Origin of the sequence: Pseudoalteromonas sp. 0802 (genome assembly GCF_013350085.1) — a bacterium.
Lineage (GTDB): Bacteria > Pseudomonadota > Gammaproteobacteria > Enterobacterales > Alteromonadaceae > Pseudoalteromonas.
Genome location: NZ_JABVXE010000005.1, coordinates 134374 through 152905 on the forward strand (window position 1 = coordinate 134374; position 18532 = coordinate 152905).

The window sequence follows — 18532 nt, forward strand, 5'->3', positions numbered from 1 at the left end:
AGCAGCCCTTTCACCAGCTTTAACGTTGCAAAACGGTTAACAATGAACATTTCTTAACCCACTGATTTTAAATAAATAGATATTCAATAGATATAAAATAGAGACATAAACGAGCCACCTAAGATTGTAGTTAGGTTCACATTTCTATAAAAATTTTTACGTCAATACCGACCAACCAGAGTGTTGCTCACTGTAAATTTTAACTGCCCTTAAAAAGAGCATCACTCTGGTTCTAAAAACTAAAAATAAAACAACTAGGAACGCCTGTGAGAAATCTACTAACCAAACCTTGTGCTATTGCACTTGCTGTTGCCAGTGGTTTTAGCCAACATGCATTTGCCAATGAGGCTGAGATTGCCCGCCCTGCCAACACCACTCCAGCAGCTAATGAACAAACTGAAGAGCCGGAAAAAATCGTTGTTACGGGTTCACGTATTAAACGCGATAGCTTTTCAATTCCAACACCGCTGGTCACAATGGACCGCGAAGCCATTGCCGATACAGGTTTAACCAACTTATCAGACATTTTGGTTGATAACATGCCAGCTCTTAGCGAGAGCATAGGTAACACCACCAGCCAATCGAGTGTTTCAGCGACTGGCTTATCGACAGTACAACTACGAGATTTAGGTGCTAACCGTACTCTGACACTGATTGATGGTCGCCGAGTTGTTTCAAACAGCTACAGTGGCAACTATGTCAGTTTAAATACCATTCCTAGCGGTATGGTTGAGCGCGTTGAAATAATCAGTGGCGGTGCATCTGCAACCTATGGTGCCGATGCTGTAGCAGGTGTGGTGAATATTATCACCCAATCCAAAAAAGAAGGCTTTGATTTTAAAGCGAACACAGGTGAAACCACCGATGGCGGCGGTAAAGAATTTACCCTTGATTTAAACTACGGTACCTCGTTTGCTGAAGATCGCGGTTACGCCTATTTCAGTGCCAACTGGGACCGTGATTTCGGTATGACTTTTTATGATCGTAAACGCGCACAAATCGAAGATAGTTACGATTACGATCCAGATCGCATGTGTAATGTAATGCAAACAGCAGATGGCGATCAATGTATGCGTGACATCACACAAGCTGATTGGGTAAGCAAAAGCGACGGTATTCCGGGCGGTGTATTCTTAGAAAACAGCCGTAACGACACACAGTTTTGGTATGACGGCCAAACTCTACGTGATGACTGGAAAGGCAACGAAGAAATTTACGGTATCAATTCAAATCAATACGTGATGCTTGATGTACCAAGCGATAACGTATCTGCTGCAGTTAAAATTGATTACGATTTAACTGATGATGTGATGTTCTACGCGCAAGTTCAATACAGTGAAAGTGGTTCTTTTAACAATAAGTCGCCTGAAGATGAATACGAAGGTGCGTATGTACCGCGTTACGACCCTACCACTGGCGAGCCCCTTGCAGATGTAGCACCGGGTTACATTCCTATCGACAACCCATATGTTCCGCAAGAAATCCTCGATGCCAACCCATACAAAGATCGTATTTATTGGGATCGCCGCTTCAGTGAAGTGGGTAATATCAGCACCGATAATACCCGTAAAACGATTCGTAGTTGGGCAGGTCTTCAAGGCACATTATTTAACGACGAGTGGGACTGGGATCTATCTGCAAGTTATGGTCGATTTACTCAACACCAAATTCGTAGCAATGAATTAAATACTGTAAAACTTAATCAAGCTTTGCAAGCAGAAGAATTAGCGGATGGCACCATTCAATGTATTGATGAAGCAGCTCGTGCTGAAGGCTGTGTGCCAATTAACTTATTTGGTGAGGGATCTATCACCGAAGAGATGGCTGCTTGGATCCGTACCAACCCAATTATTGATACCGAAATAAAACAATACGGTGTGGTTGGCTACGTTGCGGGTGATTTATTTGAATTACCAGCAGGCTCAGTATCTGCGGTATTTGGTGGCGAACACCGTAAAGACAGCCAAGACCTATCAACCAGCGACGACATGAAAGCAGGCGGTATTACCTTCAACTATGTACCAAATTTTTATGGTGAAGTTGAGGTCTATGAAGCCTTTGCAGAGCTTGCGATCCCACTTTTAAAAGATGCTCCTTTAGCAAAAAATTTAAGCGCAGAAACTTCATTACGTTTGGCTAACTATAGCATGGAAAACGTCAACACCGTTGCCAGCTACAAGCTAGGTGTATTTTGGGAACCAATCGAAGGCTATGCATTTAGAGCAAACTACGCTCGCGCTCAACGTGCCCCCACAATCACAGAGCTTATGTCACCACCGCGTGGCGATTACGACAGCTATGATGATATTTGTGACGGTTTAACAGCAACATCAACTAAAGCAGGTCACGATAACTGCCGCAAAGAACCTACGTTAGCTGCGCAACTTGCTGCTGATCCTAACTTTGAATTTAGCGATGAGAACAACAGTTACTCTCCAGGGGCAGGCAACGAAAATCTAAAAGAAGAAACTGCTGATACTTATACCTTTGGTGTGACAGTAGCTCCTGCCTTTTTAGAAAACTTTAATCTTGCTGTTGATTACTACGATATTGCTATTGTTGATGCGATTTCGCAGATCAGCAATGAAAACATCATGCGTGAATGTTACGACTCAGAAGCAGCATGGGGTGAAGACAACGTATTTTGTAATGATATTACCCGTAATAGCGAAGGTAACATTATCAAAATTCTTCAGCGTCAATATAACCTCGATGAGCTAACTGCACGTGGTTATGATGTGGTTGCACAGTACAAACTCGACTTAGATAACCTAGGTCAGTTATCGTTTAAACTAGATTACAACCATGTAATCGAAAACTCGCAAACTTATGAAGGCCTTGATGGCAGCTTAGTAACCAGTCACTACGCAGGTTACGGCAGCAGCAAAGATAAAGCCTCAATGTCACTGACATGGCGTAACGATAACTTGCGTATTCGCTGGCGTACAAATTACTTAGGCTCGTTTAAAGCAAGCCAGAGTCTTGAAGAAGATTATCAAGAGTATATTGCCGAAAATGATGCCCGCTGTGAGGCTGGTGAAGATACTTGTATCAGTAATCCAGAAAAACTTGCCTACCAAGATTATGGCTCGTTCTTAAAACACAGCCTTTCAGCGTCTTACACCATGTCACTTGGTGAACAGAGCCAATTGCGCGTATTCGGTGGTGTGAATAACGTGTTTGATAATAAAGGTGATTTTTATCCATATGGCCGTGGTAACTACTACAGCGCATACGGCGGTGGTGCTGGTCGCTACGTGTATGTAGGTGCTCAATATAGCTTTTAACCGTTTCATATGAAGATCCCCAGCTAGGCTGACATCAAAGGCGCATTTTTATTGCGCCTTTTATCTTTTCCAGCTTTGCATCTCAACTAATCGAGACTCGGTACGTGCATACTCAAATGCCAGTTTTTGGCCTTGATATAAATCGCTAATACCCACCTCGGCCGAAATCACCAGTAATCGGCTGCGATCATAAAACTCATCAACCAAAGCAATAAAGCGCCGTGCTTCATCATCTAAAAAGTGTTCTTGTAAATCCTGCTTTTCTCGCTGATAACTATCTTCAATGCCATGCACAATTTGTTTACCTGTTGCTCCGCGCCCCATCACCGGCACATTGAGTAAATAAACACGCTGAAAACGCTCTGCCAAATAAATATAATCCGCGGTGCTTCTAGGTCCTGAGCAAAGCGTCATAAAATCAAACATAATGGCGTCTTGAGCTTGCATTACACAGCTAAGCTCGCGGTGGCAAACCTCTATCGTTGTTTGCCTTTGTATTACTTGCTCTTGCTTTAAAAAGCGCTCTGTTAGCGCCTCTTTGTTATTAATAAAATAATGTGCGGTTTGTTTGCCAAAGCGAAAGCGATGATCTGTGTCGCCTTCAACACTTAAAACATGGCAATGCTCATTTAATAAATCGATAGTGGGTAAAAATCGTGCTCGCTGTAAACCGTTGCGATATAACTGCTCCGGTTGACAGTTTGACGTTGCCACTAACACTACTTGCTGCTCAAACAAGGCTTTGAATAAGCCACCCAAGATCATGGCATCACCAATATCAGAAACAAAAAACTCATCAAAACAAATCAAGCGAATGTGCTCTGCCCACTCTTTAGCAATCACCGTCAGCGGATTTTTCTGCCCTTGCAGCTGAGTTAAACGCTCATGCACTTGCTTCATAAAATGATGAAAGTGCAAACGCTGCTTAGCGTCAATATTAACAAGCTTGAAAAACACGTCCATTAACATGGATTTACCACGCCCTACTGGGCCATATAAATAAACTCCTTTTATTGGCTTAGCGCTTTGCCACCAATGGCTTGGTGCAGCTAATTCTGTGGCTAAATTATCGAGAGCATTAATCGCTGTGCGCTGGGCACGGTCTTCTTGCAAATCACCTTTGGCTATTTGCGCTTGGTAATGCTGTAATATTTGTCCTTGCTGTACTGTCATAGGTAACTAGTATCCGCTATACTCGCCGCCATTGTAGCCGACTAAAAATGTGATCCCAATGAAATTTCCATGCCGTTTAGATAAATTTATTAGCCATATTGCCGAGTTACCTCGCAGCAAAACCAAAGCAGGTATCAAACGTAAATACGCCACTGTTAACGGCGAGGTGATCACCTCATTTGATTATTCAATCAGCCAAGATGATGACGTGCGCTGGCAAAGCGAGCCACTGGTGTTTTTAGGTAAGCGCTACTTCATGCTCCATAAGCCTGCTGGCTATGTATGTGCCAATAAAGATGACCTTCACCCGACTGTATTTGATTTACTTGATGAACCAAATATGAGCGACTTTCATGTTGCAGGCCGTTTAGATATCGATACCACAGGATTAGTGATCATCACTAATGACGGCGACTGGTCACACAAAATTACTGCACCAAAGCATAACAAATTCAAAACGTATTTAGTTGAAACTCAAGAACCTATTGATGAAGAAGCCATTGCAGCGTTAGAGCAAGGGGTGCAATTGCACAACGAAAAAGAGCTAACTCGCCCTGCGGTTGTTGAAAAACTTGCAAGCTACAGCTTACGCCTTTCAATTTGCGAAGGTAAATACCATCAAGTTAAGCGAATGCTTGCGGCTGTAGGTAATAAAGTTGTTGAATTACATCGTGAAAAAATAGCTGGCATCACCCTCGATGAAAGCCTTGCAAGCGGTGAATATCGTGCCCTTACAGAAGCCGAACTGAAGCTCTAAATAGGTACTTGAGCAAAAGTCATGATAACGCTGTCATTTTTCCTTAATAAAACCAGACAAACGTGGTAAAAGTTAACAGGGGAAATAATAAAGGAGGCTGACTGTGTTATCAGGACTAGCTTTAAAAACAAAAATCACCTTATTTGCTATCGCTATGTTTATTGCGTTATCTGCGATAGCGTTACTTGGCTTACAATCTTTACGCCATGCCAGCGAAAGCGACAACATCGCGCGTATCAACCAGCTCATGAAGAGCACCACCAATATTGTTGAGCAATTTGAGTTGATGGTTAAAAGCAATCAACTCGAAGAAGCACAAGCAAAGAAGCTTGCTATTCAGGTGCTTCGAGAAAATAAATACCACGACTCAGAATATGTCTACGTCGTCGACAACAACTTAGATTTTGTCGCCACTCCGCACGACCCAGAACTACACGGTACCAGCTTTAACGATTTTAAAGATGCCAGCGGCAACAGTATTGGCCGTATGGTCGAAAATCTCGTGGGTAACACGACCAATAAAATCATCACCTATCACTGGGATTCAGTGCGAGATGGTGAAACCGTTGATTTAACCTCTGTAGTACAAAAAACACCGCTGTTTGGCTGGTATGTTGGTACAGGCATTAGTGCCAAAGAAGTTGATGAACGTTATTGGAATACTGCAAAGTGGTTGCTGGGCTTATCTATGCTTATTGCCATTGCACTGACCTTTGCTATTGCTCGCTTTGGCTCATCGCTCACTAATGCCTTAGGCGGCGAAATTGATGAAGTAATCGGTATTGTAAAAAACGTCTCTCGTGGCAACTTAAACTCACATATTCGCCAAGATGCCCCACCTGAGAGCATTATTGCTGCCATGCATTATATGCAGCAAGGGTTACGTGGCGTTGTTGGCGGTATCAAAGGGGTTACAGATAGCTTAAAAAATCAAAGTGTTGATAACGAATCTCGCTCTGTTGAACTCGACAAACTGACTCGTAGCCTAAACGAAGAAACTCAAATGGTTGCTTCAGCTATTACCGAGTTAACAGCCTCAGCGCAAACCGTTGTAGAACATGCTGAACAAGCAGCTTACTCAGTGCAAGAAGCTGAGCAACAAGGTCAAAGTGCCAGCCACTTAACCAGCGAGGCTGCTGATACCATCGCGCTTTTAGAGCAGCAAATTGACAGCGCTGGTAATAATATTCAAGTGCTTGATGATGAGGTAAATAACATCGCAAATGTGCTGAGTGTTATTCAAGGTATTGCCGAACAAACTAACTTACTTGCGCTTAACGCAGCGATAGAAGCTGCCCGTGCAGGTGAACAAGGACGAGGCTTTGCTGTTGTTGCTGATGAAGTTCGCGGGCTTGCTCAGCGCACACAAACCAGTACTGAAGAAATCCGCAATATGATTGGCAAACTACAAGCTGCAACCCAAGATGCCAAATCATCTGTTTCGCTTAGTATTAGTACCAGTGAACAAACCGTTGAAAAGTCGACTAAAGCCAATGAAGAGCTAAAACGCGTTGCCAGCTCACTCAGCGCAATTGCACAAATGAGCCATCAGATAGCCATTGCTGCGAAAGAGCAACTTGATGCAGGTGAAGACACTGCCAAACGCATCGTAACTATCTCAGACACCGCTTCACAAACGGCTGTTGTATCAAACCAGGCTCATACAGCAACCGATTTGATCAAAGGTCTTACAAGCAATTTAGAAACTGAAACCGCTAAATTCAGTTAATTTAAATCAACTAAAAACGAAAAAGCCCAGCAACTGCTGGGCTTTTTCGTTTTAAGTTCGTATTAAGACTTTATTTGTACCAAATCAAAATCGGCCATACCAGGCACCATTTGTTGTAGTCGTGATTCGGTGACATCTAATGAGTTCAAACACTCACAATACTCAGAGGCTTTCATTTCTAATTGCTCTGCTTTCTTTTGTAGTGATTTATCAATTTCTTTTGAGATGATATCCATACGCTGCCCCATATCATTGATACGGTCTTCGATGTTACCTTCGCGCGATTTAAAAGCATCGCCTAACGAGACTAAAATAGCGCCAAGTGAGCCATGCACTGCAGAGTGAATTTTTTGGCTGATTTCTTTGGTAAAAAAGTCATCGATTTTCGACAGCGACTGCGGAGCAATAAAGAAAAAGTCATCACCACGCTTAAATTTATCCATCAGCGCACGCTCAACATATTGCAGCTGAGTTTTTAGTACTTCGGGCTCTTTGTCTGACATGCCCTCAACAACTTGCTCGATGGCACTTAAGCCAAGGTTTACACCATCGGTCGCTAGGTCAACAAGTTCAGGGACTGTTTGCCTGATACCGCGGCTGAACTGCTCCACAACTTTGCTTTCATCTGGGCTTAAATCAACCCAGTAGCCTCTTATAAACAATTGGTTATCGTTATTGATCTGTACGCGAGTTTGACCTTTATCAACAATACGAATGACATCATCGGTGATGATTAAGCCATGGCTTAGCTCTACATCGCATTGCTTTTTTTCTAGGGTTGCGTAAGTGGAAAAGCTAGAGAATGTAATGGCCGCTGCTAACAACGAGCGAGAAAAGAACGCCATATACACCTCAAAAAGACAAAAAAGGAAGGCCGCTAGATTAGCAAATATCCAATTTTATGCAAGTAAAACGCCTAGCTATGCTAGGCGTCTTAAAAGAAAGTGGATTAAATTGGTGAGCCAGGTGGCATTGGCAACACTTTAAAGTTTGCAGGCCATTCACCGTTTTCTAAAAACAAGCTGATTTGTTCGCTTAAGTATTGCTTAAATGCACTATTACCAACGGATGCACTGCCTAGCATTGATTCTTGCTGGTAACTCTTTGCAAGTTTAGCTAAGTAGTAACGAAGCTGTGCTTGTACTTCGGGTGCCACCTCATTGCTTGCCACTAAATCGGCAAACTGTTTCGCCGTTAAAAGCTGCACACGTTGGCTAATTTTACCTGCCATCCCTGAAGCAATTTTTTGCTCAAAAACTTGCTGATAAGTTTGTGCTAATAGCGCATCTAAACCATAAAACGCATCGCTTCGTGCTTGCTGCTGCGCTAAACGGTTAATGCGTTGGCTATTAAAAAGTAGGCTCAAGCTATGTGCTGCAGCAACCTCAGGCAGCGCCATCGCATCAAGCGTTAGTCCTGTGCGACCAACAATACTTTCGCGTGATTTAGATTCACCATACGCTTTTGGTGGAATAAGCGCTAATACTGACTCAGGTAAAACAAGGTTTTCGGCTTTTAACGTTGCAAGGAGTGCATCTACTGCTGCTTGTTGCGTTTGCTTTGCCACAACCTGTGCCCCTTTTGGTTGCGAGCCGTCACGTACTTCGTACTCGTAATTCACACCAGCAATTAGTTTAACCGCAGCTTCTACTTGATAGCGATGGAACAAATAAAGTGGCACCAGCATTTCTTCTAATTGCGATAAAGCAGTGCCTGTTTTGATGTTTTCGATACCAAAGCTCGTCAGCGCTTGTTTACGAACATCAAGTACACGCATTAGCTCATCACTTGGTGAACTGCCGTTATCCCATAAATGCCCTGTTGGATGAGCACCACCTTGAGCGCGGGCATCACTGTCTGAAATAAATTCCAGCCCTTTGCTTTTGTTTTCAGCTAAAATTGCGGCCAATTGCTGTGCTTCATCTTGATTAGTGAAATCGCTATAACCGTATTTAACCACTTGGGTATCCCATACGCCCATGCCTGCAGCATAGCCACGACTTACATCTAATTTACCTTGCTCATTGAAGCTCAGTAGTGGATGTGGATAATCCATCACAGAGGCTCTGTCTGCCACTGACGCTGCAAAGTTATGCGAAATACCTAAAGTATGCCCTACTTCATGAGCGCTTAATTGACGAATACGATCAAGCGCCATGGCTTGTAAACGCTTAGCCACTTCATTGCCTTCAAAATAGGGAGCTGCTAATGCTTCTGCAATTAGGATGTCTTGACGAACACGCAGTGAACCCAGTGTCACATGACCTTTGATGATTTCGCCTGTTCGAGGGTCAATCACTGAGCTGCCATACGACCAACCTCGGGTTGCACGGTGCACCCATTGAATTACGTTGTAGCGTATATCCATAGGGTCGGCATCATCAGGGAGCACTTTAACGATAAATGCGTTCTTATAACCTGCTGCATTAAAGGCATCATTCCACCATTTAGCACCATCAAGTAACGCTGTTTTAACTGGCTCTGGTACGCCCGGATCTAAGTAATAAACAATCGGCTCAACGGGCTCGCTGATTGGCAGGCTCGGATCTTTTTTCGCTAAACGATGACGTGGAATGTAACGCACATACATAGACTCACCCAGCGCTGCCGCATAATCTTTGTGCTCAATGCTCCAAAAACCTGCTTGAGGGTGGAATTTGCGAGGGGTGTAGTTATCGTCCGGTAACTCAATTAATGAGTGATGCATATGTACTGTCAGTGCATAAGGGTCTGCGCTCACTTGGCGTAAATACTTACCTGGGTTATTACCTTGAAAAGTAAGCACGGCTTCTAATTCAGTATTTTTTTCAAATGCTTTTGAACGTGCTAAATAAACCGCGCTGCGGTTGCTATCTAAATTAAAACTTCCCTGCCCGGTTGCTGATAAACGACGGCTTACACCATGAACATCGCTTAATAAATAAGGGGTGTAATCCACAAGTACAGCAGTGTCTGACTGAGCTACAACATTAAAGCCCGCTAAAATACTTGATGCGAACGCCTCTTTAATACTTTGTTGTTCCGCAAGGTTATTAGTATTAGCTCGGTAATAAGTATTAATAGCTCTTAGCATCACCTTATCGCCAAAACGCTCAAATTGAACTAAGTGAGTATCGCCTAACTGACCGCGATCTAAGCCAATATCATTTGAACCAACACCGTAAGGTAAGCTTTGTTGTAATAAAAATTGTTGCTCGAGTTTATCCACCTCAAGATACAATTTGCCGTTTTCTGTGTCGTAGTAAAATGAAAAATAGCCTGAAAAATGAGTCATTTTTTCAGTAAAATCATTTATAGACTTAATTGCTGCGTGTGCTTGAGTTATCATAGTAAGTAGCACAGCTAAGAGCAGATATCGTAGTAATGGTATTTTTTGCATAATCTTATCTTTGTTATTCGCGTTTTAAATACTGTATAGGTATTAAGCAGTATAAAGTACCGCCAAGAAAAATCAGCTATTTAAGACGAAATTCAGCGCTTGCTAAGACATTCTCTCTCACACTAAAAATGTCTGGCTACAACGTTATCAGGAAAATAGAATGCGTAGACTCCCACCGGTATTGTTAGAAGATGGTTGCCCTCGTGAACTGATCTCATTGATCAGAACGGTACTTGCGGCATGTAAAGAAATTTCATTTCGTGTTGGTCAAGGCGCCCTATCTGGCGTATTAGGCTCAACCCTAGACGAAAACATTCAGGGTGAAACTCAGAAAAAACTCGATGTTCTAACTAACCAACTTTTAAAGGATATTTTATTAGAATCGGGCTACGTAAAAGCTATTGCCTCTGAAGAAGAAGACTTCACCGTTGCGGGTAATCCAGATGCCAACTACATTGTTGCATTCGACCCACTTGATGGCTCATCAAATACTGATATCAACTCACTCGTTGGTACGATTTTCTCAATTATGGCGGCGCCTGAAGGGGCTGATCCGGCTGATCCTAGTATTTTTATGCAGCCGGGTAAAAACCAAGTTGCAGCGGGTTATGTACTATATGGCCCATCAACCGTGCTGGCGTTAACAACTGGCAAAGGCACACGCTTTTTCACCTTAGATAAAACGCACGGTACCTTCTTATTAACGCAAGATTTTGCAACCGTACCTGAAGAGACTAGCGAATTTGCAATCAATGCTTCAAACCAACGCCATTGGCAACCAGCAATGCAAAATTACATCAATGACTTAATTGCTGGTGATACTGGACCGCGTGGTCGTAACTTTAACATGCGCTGGATTGCTGCAATGGTAGGTGATGTGCACCGTGTATTATGCCGTGGTGGTATTTTTACTTACCCAACCGACACGAAAGATCCAAATAAACCTAACAAATTACGTTTATTATACGAAGCAAACCCAATGGCAATGTTAATCGAACAAGCTGGCGGTATTGCCTCAACAGGCACTGAGCGCATCATGGACATTCAACCTGATGCTATTCACCAACGTGTGGCGGTGATCTTAGGTTCGAAGAACGAAGTGGAAACCTGCTTAAGCTACCATAAATAGCAAGCAGTAAATGCTTTAGGCTGAAAGGTATAAAATTCTTTCAGCCTAAAGTCACTGCTAATAACTTCTTTAGCGTACTTTTACTCAACTCACCCATTTGCTCGTTATTACTTAGCGCATAAATAGCCCCTTCAACGGCACTTTCGTCGATGTCTTGCCTAGACTCTACTACGTTTGCCCAAAGTTCTAATTCATCGATATCTATTTCGCCGTCTATAACACGCTGTAAAACCTGGCAGAAAACATCTTGCGTCAGAGTATAGATACCACCTTGCGTGTCTGGAGTACTGGTAATTACTGAGATTGCCTCAAATCGGTTATCACCAAAGCGGGCAAACTCATCTAATGCGTCTAATTTATCCATTTGCTATGCTTACCTTTTCAATCTCAAAGCATCTTTTTATTTAATGACAACCCTTACTTGCTCACAATGCAAAGCAACGCTTAACTGCCAAGCCGACAATATTAATGCCTGTTGGTGTAATGAGCTGCCCAACATTTTACCACTCGATGAGGCAGCAACAGAGTGTTTATGCCGAGACTGTACTATAAAAAAGATAAATTCATTTTTATCTAAACTTTACCAACAGCCTCTTGAACAGCAGCTTGCCTTTGCTAAGCCTTATTTTTCTCAAGGAAATTTAATAGAAAATCTTGATTACACCATGCAAAACAATTACATGGTATTTAGCCGCTGGTTCTTTTTAAAACGCGGCCATTGCTGCAGTAATGGCTGCACTCACTGTCCTTATTCCGATAACTAACATCCAAGTAGAGTATTTATTCAATTAGTTTGCATTTAATTGCAAATATTGCATGGACGAAAAGAATAAAAATACATTATAATTGGATATAAATTCACTAAATTAATCATTTTTAAGCTTAAACTATTAATAACGTCTATTTTTTAAGCATAAATTTACTGTAACTAAATCGGAATCAATCATGAACACCTTTAAGCCTGCTCTACTTGCAAGTGCAATTTCTGCGGTTTTATTCAATAGCAATATGGCGTTTGCAGCTGAAGATGCTATCGAAGTTGATAAATCAATTGAAACTATTCAAATCACTGCAACACGACGTGCAGGCTCAGTGCAAGATGCGCCACTGAACATTACAGCGCTAAACGGCGATGTAATTAGCGATCAAAACATTGGTGATCTTGAAGATGTCGCGCGCTGGGTACCTGGCTTAACAATTTCTGATCAAGGTGGCCGTGAAGGTTCTCCGATCATCGTTCGTGGTTTAAACACTAATACCTCTGACCGTATTTCTGATAGTGGCACAGTGGCCACTTATGTTGGTGAAATTCCACTTAGCATCGACTTACGTTTAACTGATGTTGACCGTGTTGAAGTGCTAATTGGCCCACAAGGTACACTTTATGGCGCAGGGACTTTAGGCGGTGCGATCCGTTATTTGCTTAAGCAACCCGATCTAGATTTAACAGAAGGTCAGGTAACAGGTGATGTATTTAGCATTAACGAAAGTGACGGCACAGGCGGTGAGTTTGGCGTGGTATTCAACACGCCGCTAATTGAAGAAAAGCTCGCATTGCGTGCCAGCTTAAATTATTACGATAACCCGGGTTACATTGACTACACCCACGTGGTTCAAGAGCCAGGTGTATCAAATCCGAATCCTGACTTTTCTGACAGCAGCGATGTAAATGCCAACTTAAAAAGCGTAAGCGATGTTAACGATGAGCAAATCACCACAGCACGTTTATCACTGCGTTGGCTTGCAACCGAAGATGTAGATGCAACGCTTAACTACTTCTATCAAAAACAAGAAAATGGCGGTAACTCAACATCGCAATACGGCTCACTTGCTGATAGCAGTGCGCTACAAGGTATCCCAGGAAAGTACGAAAACGTTGCCCGTGTACTTGAGCCAGGCGAAGAAGAAAACGATTTATTAAGCTTAGAGATTAAAGCGGATCTTGGTTTTGCTGAGTTGGTATCTGCATCAGGTTGGTCTAGCTATGAGCAATCTGGTCAGCGCGATCAAACTGATCTACTTTACGATATTTGGTCAGGCTATGCCGACTTCCCTTCATTCGTTGGCTACACACACGACACCTCTGAGCGCGATACCTTCACGCAAGAACTTCGTTTAGTTTCAAATAGTAGTAGCGCTTTTAACTGGATCGTAGGTGGCTTCTATAACAAATTAGAAAGTCACTCAGATGACCGTGAGTACACGCCAGGTCTGACTGAATATTGGGGTGGCGGTATCCCTAATGTTGAACAAGACCTTGAGTACATTCTAATTTCAGATAGCGAAACCACTGAAAAAGCACTTTTTGGTGAAATCGGCTACAGCATTACAGATCAGCTTGATGTAACTCTAGGTGCACGTTTTTACGAATACGATGTTTCTACAACATCAGGTTCTGCTACACCGCTTTACTCAGGGGATTTTGATTCTCTTGCTAATCTAGATATGGAAACGGTTAGTGCCAGCGATAGCGGTAACTTATTTAAGTTTAATGCTAATTACACATTTGATAACGGTATTCTTGCTTACTTTACTGTGAGTGAAGGTTTCCGTATTGGTGGTGGTAACGGTATTGCTCCTTGCCCTGATGTATTACCTGAGCAACAAATAGTTTGTGCCCTGCCAAACGAAGAAGATTACAAACCAGATACAACGGTCAACTACGAGCTAGGCTTTAAGTCATCATGGTTACGTAACCGCCTACACTTCAATGCAGCGCTATTTAATGTTGATTGGAAAGATGCGCAAGTAGGTAGCAGCACAGTAAATGGCCAAGAGCTAATTACCTCGAACGCAGGCTCTGCTAATTCAAAAGGTGTTGAGCTTTCTACTCGTGCAATGATTGGTGACAACTGGGCTGCATATGCGACATACGCGTATGCAAAGGCTGAATTGACCGAAGATGCGCCGTACTTATTTGGCGTGTTAGGCGATGACTTAGCGCAGTACCAAAGCTACTATGATGGTGCTAAAGGCGACCGTTTACCAGGTGCTCCTGAGCATCAATTCTCGTTTGGTCTTCGTTACGAGCAAGATGTCTTAGGTGATAAGTTATTAAGCGTAAACTACGGTATCACAGCGCAAAGTGATGTAATCACCAAAGTAGGCTTAAAAGCAGACGGCGAAGTATTACCAGGTTATGCACTAAGTAACTTATCTGCCAAAATTACTGGCGATATGTGGTCTGCAACGCTTTACGTAGACAACTTATTCGATAAATATGCATTCACTTCTGTACGTCGTGATAAGTCTTGGGCTGGTATGTCGCAATATGCTGAGCTTAACAAAGAGCTACCTGAGCTACAGCGTGTTTATGGTCACTACACCACCGCGCCTCGTACCATCGGTATGAAGTTTAGCTACAACTTTGAGCTGTAATTAAACATACCTATAAAAGCCTTGCCACCTTCAGGCAGGGCTTTTTAATACCAATTCGCTTAATTAAGTGGTCTATTTTGAGGCAAGAAAACCTCGTTGATAGCAAGGCAAAAATTTTGTTATTTAGTTGTTCTAAATCAGAAATTTTTAACGCAGCTAGCGACAGGTTTAATCCCTCAAAATGATTAAGTATTATTGCGGATTGGTATAAAATTAAGTATTCTGGTGAATTGGTATACTATGCGCTTATGCTAAATGATACCCAACAAGCGCTTCGCGCTCATATCCAACAGTTGTTAAGCAACAAACAACTAAACGATGCACATCACCTACTTGTGCAGCGGCTAAAACAAAATCCTGAAGACCACGTATGTTACTTTTTACTCAGCGAAGTCAACACCGCAGCTGGCGATATCAACAAAGCGATTAAGCTGCTTGAGAAAGCGCTAATCCTAGCCCCTTTTGCGATTTATTATTTAGCAATTGCCAAGTTATACGTACTGTTAGGCAAAGTAAGTAATGCGGCTGTGCATTATCAAAGCGCTCTACAAACAGCTGACTTTGGTGCCGCTGATTTTGATACATTAGCCAATATTGCGACCCGTTTAGGGCATTATGACGACGCCCTTAGCTTTCAAAAAGCAGCCTACCAACGCAATAAAGATAACCCACAAATTAGCTATAATTTGGCGGTGTGTTATAAAATTCACGGACTGTTCGATGAAGCTAAAAGCTTGTTACAGCAACTAACCACAAAGCAAGCTAGTTTCTATCAAGCCCACTATTCGCAGGCTGAACTCAATACTGTTATAAATGCAGAGCTACATATTCAAAAACTACAAGCCTTGGCGGATAGAGAAAAAAGCATTATTGACCAACAAGTGTATTTTCATAGTCTTGCTCTTAATTATGAGCACCTCAATGACTACAAAAATGCATTTAAATACTTTGCACAAAGTAAGCAAGCGATAGCCGGTAAACTTAATTATCAAGCCACACAGCATCGCCACTTTTGTCAAAAACTGATTACCCAGAGCAAACAGCAAGCAATTAAAAGTAGTGACTCTGAGTTCTCGCCAGTTTTTGTCGTTGGCATGCCCCGCTCTGGTACAACCTTAGTTGAGAAAATCCTTAATCAAAGTTCAAAGCTACGAGGCATTGGGGAATTAAATGATATTGCGCAATTGATACAACACGCCACGCAATCAGCGCGTGTGATTGACAGCGAAATGCTCAATAAGGCATATGAATCTGAGGCGATAAAGACAGCACTGACTAGCTATCAACAAAGAGCCCAGTTGCTAAGTGGTGGCCAAAGAAGTTGTGATAAACAGCCATTTAACTTTTACTATATTGATTTTATTTTAGCGGCTTTTCCTAATGCTAAAATCGTTTGTATGCAGCGGGACTGGCAAGATTGCAGCATTGCCAATTTTAGGCAGATGTATAGCCCGCAAAGTGTGTTCCATCACTACAGTTTTACACTTGAAGATATTACCTCGTTCCATCAAGATTACTCGGCATTAGTCAGTCATTTTGCCAACAAGTATCCTGAAAACGTTTTTTTGCAAAGCTATGAGCAATTGGTGGCAGAGCCTACCCTACAAACTCAAAAGCTCTATGCGTTTTGTGATTTAAGCTGGCAGGAAAACAGCCTGACTTTTTATAAAAACAATGCAGCATCAGCCACGGCGAGTAAAAAGCAAATTCGCCAGCCACTGAATAAAAACAGTATCGGCAGCTGGCAAAATTACGCTGAGTTTATTGGTGCGGACCTGTTTCAATAGGTAAGTCGTGACGAGCGCCCCACTCACTCCATGAGCCATCGTAAACACGTAAGTTAGCGTAACCGCATTCATCGGCACACAATGCAATTGCACAAGCGGTTACACCTGAACCACAGCTAAACTGCAACTGGGTGTGATGCGGCGCTATGTGTTGTTCAAATAATGCCTGCAACTCGCTAAGCGATTTAAGCTCACCGTTATTTAGCACTGTTGCAAGAGATAAACTGCGACTATTTGGAATATGACCACTGCGCATACCTTCACGCGGCTCTTCGTGTTCACCGGTAAAGCGCTCATAAGGACGAGCATCGAGTGTTAGTGTGCTTTGTTCATCAAGTGAGTTAAGTACTTGCTCAGCACTGATGAAGTAATCAACACGCGGGCTGGCAACAAAGTTGCCTTGACCAGAAGCCGCTGAATAAAGTGCTTGTGTTGCAAAGCCAAGAGCTTGCCACTTAGCCAAACCACCGCTTAACACTTTTACATTATCAAAGCCCATGGCTTTAAACATCCACCACGCACGGGCAGAACTGAACAAACCTTGGTCTTCATAAATCACAACTAGAGAGTCTTGGTTAACACCAGCAAACTGCATATGCTCTTCAAACTGCTCGCTACTACACATCATACTTGGTACAGGATTACTGTTATCTGCTAGCGTTTTTTTAAAATCAAAACGCTGTGCATTAGGGAGCATAGCCTTAGGTACATACTCCCCTGGTAAACCAGGGCGCACCATTCCTGCATCAAATATAATCAAGTTATCGTGGCTTAAATGCTCGTTTAACCATTCTGGCGAGACGATGTTCTTCATTAGCTTTCCTTTTGCGATAGCTGTGCAAATGTATCTTGTTGAGTTAAGCGTTTTTCGACTGCTTCAACATGCTCAGTTGTACATTCTTTCCAAACACCAGGCAAGCAATACACATGCTTTAAGTAGGTAAAAAACTTATCTCTCAGATTACTGTTAGACTGCCAGCCATTTTGTAGTTTTTCTAAGCACTTAATCAAAGTCGCTTGATCACTCGCGTGAAGTACAAGCTCATCAATGTTGTAACAAGCAAGCCCTAAGGTAATCACTTTTTTATCAAGTAATAAAGATTCTAAGCCAACGGTCGAGTTAATAGTGATCACAGCTTCAGCGCCATTGATAAGCTCTCGAGTACAATTTCCGTTGGCAAAAACGGCAACATCATTTTTATCGTACAAGTGTTCATAGTGCTTATGCCATGAAGGGTGCTCTTTAAAAACGACTTTAAGTTCTGGATCATTTAACTGTTTTACAGCCGAAACAACAGCATCGTGATACTCTTCCATTGACTTAAGCCATGGAGAGTAACACGCTATTTGAGTATCGTGTGGAACTTGAAATGGTACAAATAAGTACTTTTTTGGTAACTCAATTGCGTCAAACTTACAGCGCTTTTTATGATTCGCTCTTGGAATTAAATCAGGTGCAGAAAATGGCAACTTCCGCTGCGGATCAAAGTTTAAATAGAATTGACTATCTCGCGGAACAGAAGCCGCAAAGTTAATACCTTTAGGATCTAAGCTTGTTGTTCCAGGCAATAACCCATTTTCATAGAAATAGGTGGTCACTCCTAATGCCTTAGCTGCCATACAAACAGTAACATTAGGCAATTTATTACCATTCCAAATGACTAAAGCTTGTGGGGATTCAGACTGCAATAAATCATAATACTTAGCGAACCGACACCGCTCCACCAACAGCATCAAAGCAGAGTAACTTTTGATTATTAGCGGGTTATGCCACAAACCATTACGCGCTTGTTTACGTAATAGTTGCTCCGAAATTATTTTACTAAAATCAACTTCTATCGCCTTGCTAAAATACTTTAAAGCAGTAAATCTAGGTAAGCCCATACAGTGCACTTTACTCTTTATAGGCAGTT

Annotated in this window: 13 protein-coding genes; 7 read left to right on the plus strand and 6 right to left on the minus strand. The window is 42.3% G+C overall.

Annotated elements, in window-relative coordinates; all coding sequences use genetic code 11:
- The first annotated feature begins 266 nt into the window (after positions 1-266).
- Complete coding sequence (locus HUS61_RS11275; RefSeq protein ID WP_175082467.1) at positions 267-3287, plus strand: TonB-dependent receptor domain-containing protein; 3021 nt, start codon at positions 267-269, stop codon at positions 3285-3287.
- Positions 3288-3347: 60 nt separating this feature from the next.
- Here HUS61_RS11275 and zapE read toward each other — a convergent pair whose 3' ends face one another.
- Positions 3348-4460: a cell division protein ZapE gene (gene zapE / locus HUS61_RS11280; RefSeq protein WP_175082468.1), complete on the minus strand. Its 1113-nt coding sequence runs from the start codon at positions 4458-4460 to the stop codon at positions 3348-3350.
- Positions 4461-4518: 58 nt separating this feature from the next.
- On the opposite strand from zapE, the gene rsuA reads away from it, so the two are divergent.
- Together rsuA and HUS61_RS11290 are read left to right on the plus strand one after the other, a co-directional pair.
- Positions 4519-5217 carry a 16S rRNA pseudouridine(516) synthase RsuA gene (gene rsuA, locus HUS61_RS11285; protein ID WP_175082469.1) on the plus strand — a complete coding sequence of 233 codons (699 nt, stop codon included), beginning with the start codon at positions 4519-4521 and terminating at the stop codon, positions 5215-5217.
- Between the two features lie 154 nt (positions 5218-5371).
- Positions 5372-6946 carry a methyl-accepting chemotaxis protein gene (locus HUS61_RS11290; RefSeq protein ID WP_175078512.1) on the plus strand — a complete coding sequence of 525 codons (1575 nt, stop codon included), beginning with the start codon at positions 5372-5374 and terminating at the stop codon, positions 6944-6946.
- Between the two features lie 62 nt (positions 6947-7008).
- Here HUS61_RS11290 and HUS61_RS11295 read toward each other — a convergent pair whose 3' ends face one another.
- Both HUS61_RS11295 and HUS61_RS11300 read right to left on the minus strand, forming a co-directional pair.
- The gene (locus tag HUS61_RS11295) at positions 7009-7791 is read right to left on the minus strand and encodes a YggN family protein (RefSeq protein WP_175082470.1); all 783 of its coding nucleotides are present in this window, start codon (positions 7789-7791) and stop codon (positions 7009-7011) included.
- A 104-nt stretch (positions 7792-7895) separates the two neighbouring features.
- Positions 7896-10325, minus strand: coding sequence for a zinc-dependent metalloprotease (locus HUS61_RS11300; RefSeq protein ID WP_175082471.1), 2430 nt, complete (start codon positions 10323-10325; stop codon positions 7896-7898).
- A 160-nt stretch (positions 10326-10485) separates the two neighbouring features.
- Between HUS61_RS11300 and HUS61_RS11305 the strand changes: the two genes are divergently transcribed.
- Entirely contained in the window at positions 10486-11454 is a 969-nt protein-coding gene (locus HUS61_RS11305; protein WP_054561004.1) for a class 1 fructose-bisphosphatase, read from the plus strand.
- Between the two features lie 40 nt (positions 11455-11494).
- On the opposite strand, the gene HUS61_RS11310 is transcribed toward HUS61_RS11305, so the two are convergent.
- Positions 11495-11818 (minus strand): hypothetical protein, encoded by a 324-nt coding sequence (locus HUS61_RS11310; RefSeq protein WP_175082472.1) that lies wholly within the window; start codon positions 11816-11818, stop codon positions 11495-11497.
- 43 nt (positions 11819-11861) lie between these two features.
- On the opposite strand from HUS61_RS11310, the gene HUS61_RS11315 reads away from it, so the two are divergent.
- The 3 genes from HUS61_RS11315 (at position 11862) to HUS61_RS11325 (ending at position 16619) form a co-directional block, all read left to right on the plus strand.
- Entirely contained in the window at positions 11862-12218 is a 357-nt protein-coding gene (locus HUS61_RS11315) for a DUF5522 domain-containing protein (protein WP_175082473.1), read from the plus strand.
- Between the two features lie 181 nt (positions 12219-12399).
- Positions 12400-14832, plus strand: coding sequence for a TonB-dependent receptor (locus HUS61_RS11320; protein WP_175082474.1), 2433 nt, complete (start codon positions 12400-12402; stop codon positions 14830-14832).
- A 248-nt stretch (positions 14833-15080) separates the two neighbouring features.
- On the plus strand, positions 15081-16619 hold the full coding sequence (locus tag HUS61_RS11325; protein WP_175082475.1) for a sulfotransferase: 1539 nt from the start codon (positions 15081-15083) through the stop codon (positions 16617-16619).
- Here HUS61_RS11325 and HUS61_RS11330 read toward each other — a convergent pair.
- Positions 16594-17433, minus strand: a complete 840-nt coding sequence (locus tag HUS61_RS11330) for a sulfurtransferase (protein ID WP_175082476.1) — start codon at positions 17431-17433, stop codon at positions 16594-16596. The genes HUS61_RS11325 and HUS61_RS11330 overlap by 26 nt on opposite strands.
- Entirely contained in the window at positions 17433-18503 is a 1071-nt protein-coding gene (locus HUS61_RS11335; protein ID WP_258535989.1) for a capsular biosynthesis protein, read from the minus strand. Before HUS61_RS11335 ends, HUS61_RS11330 begins: the two co-directional genes overlap by 1 nt.
- Positions 18504-18532 lie beyond the last annotated feature (29 nt).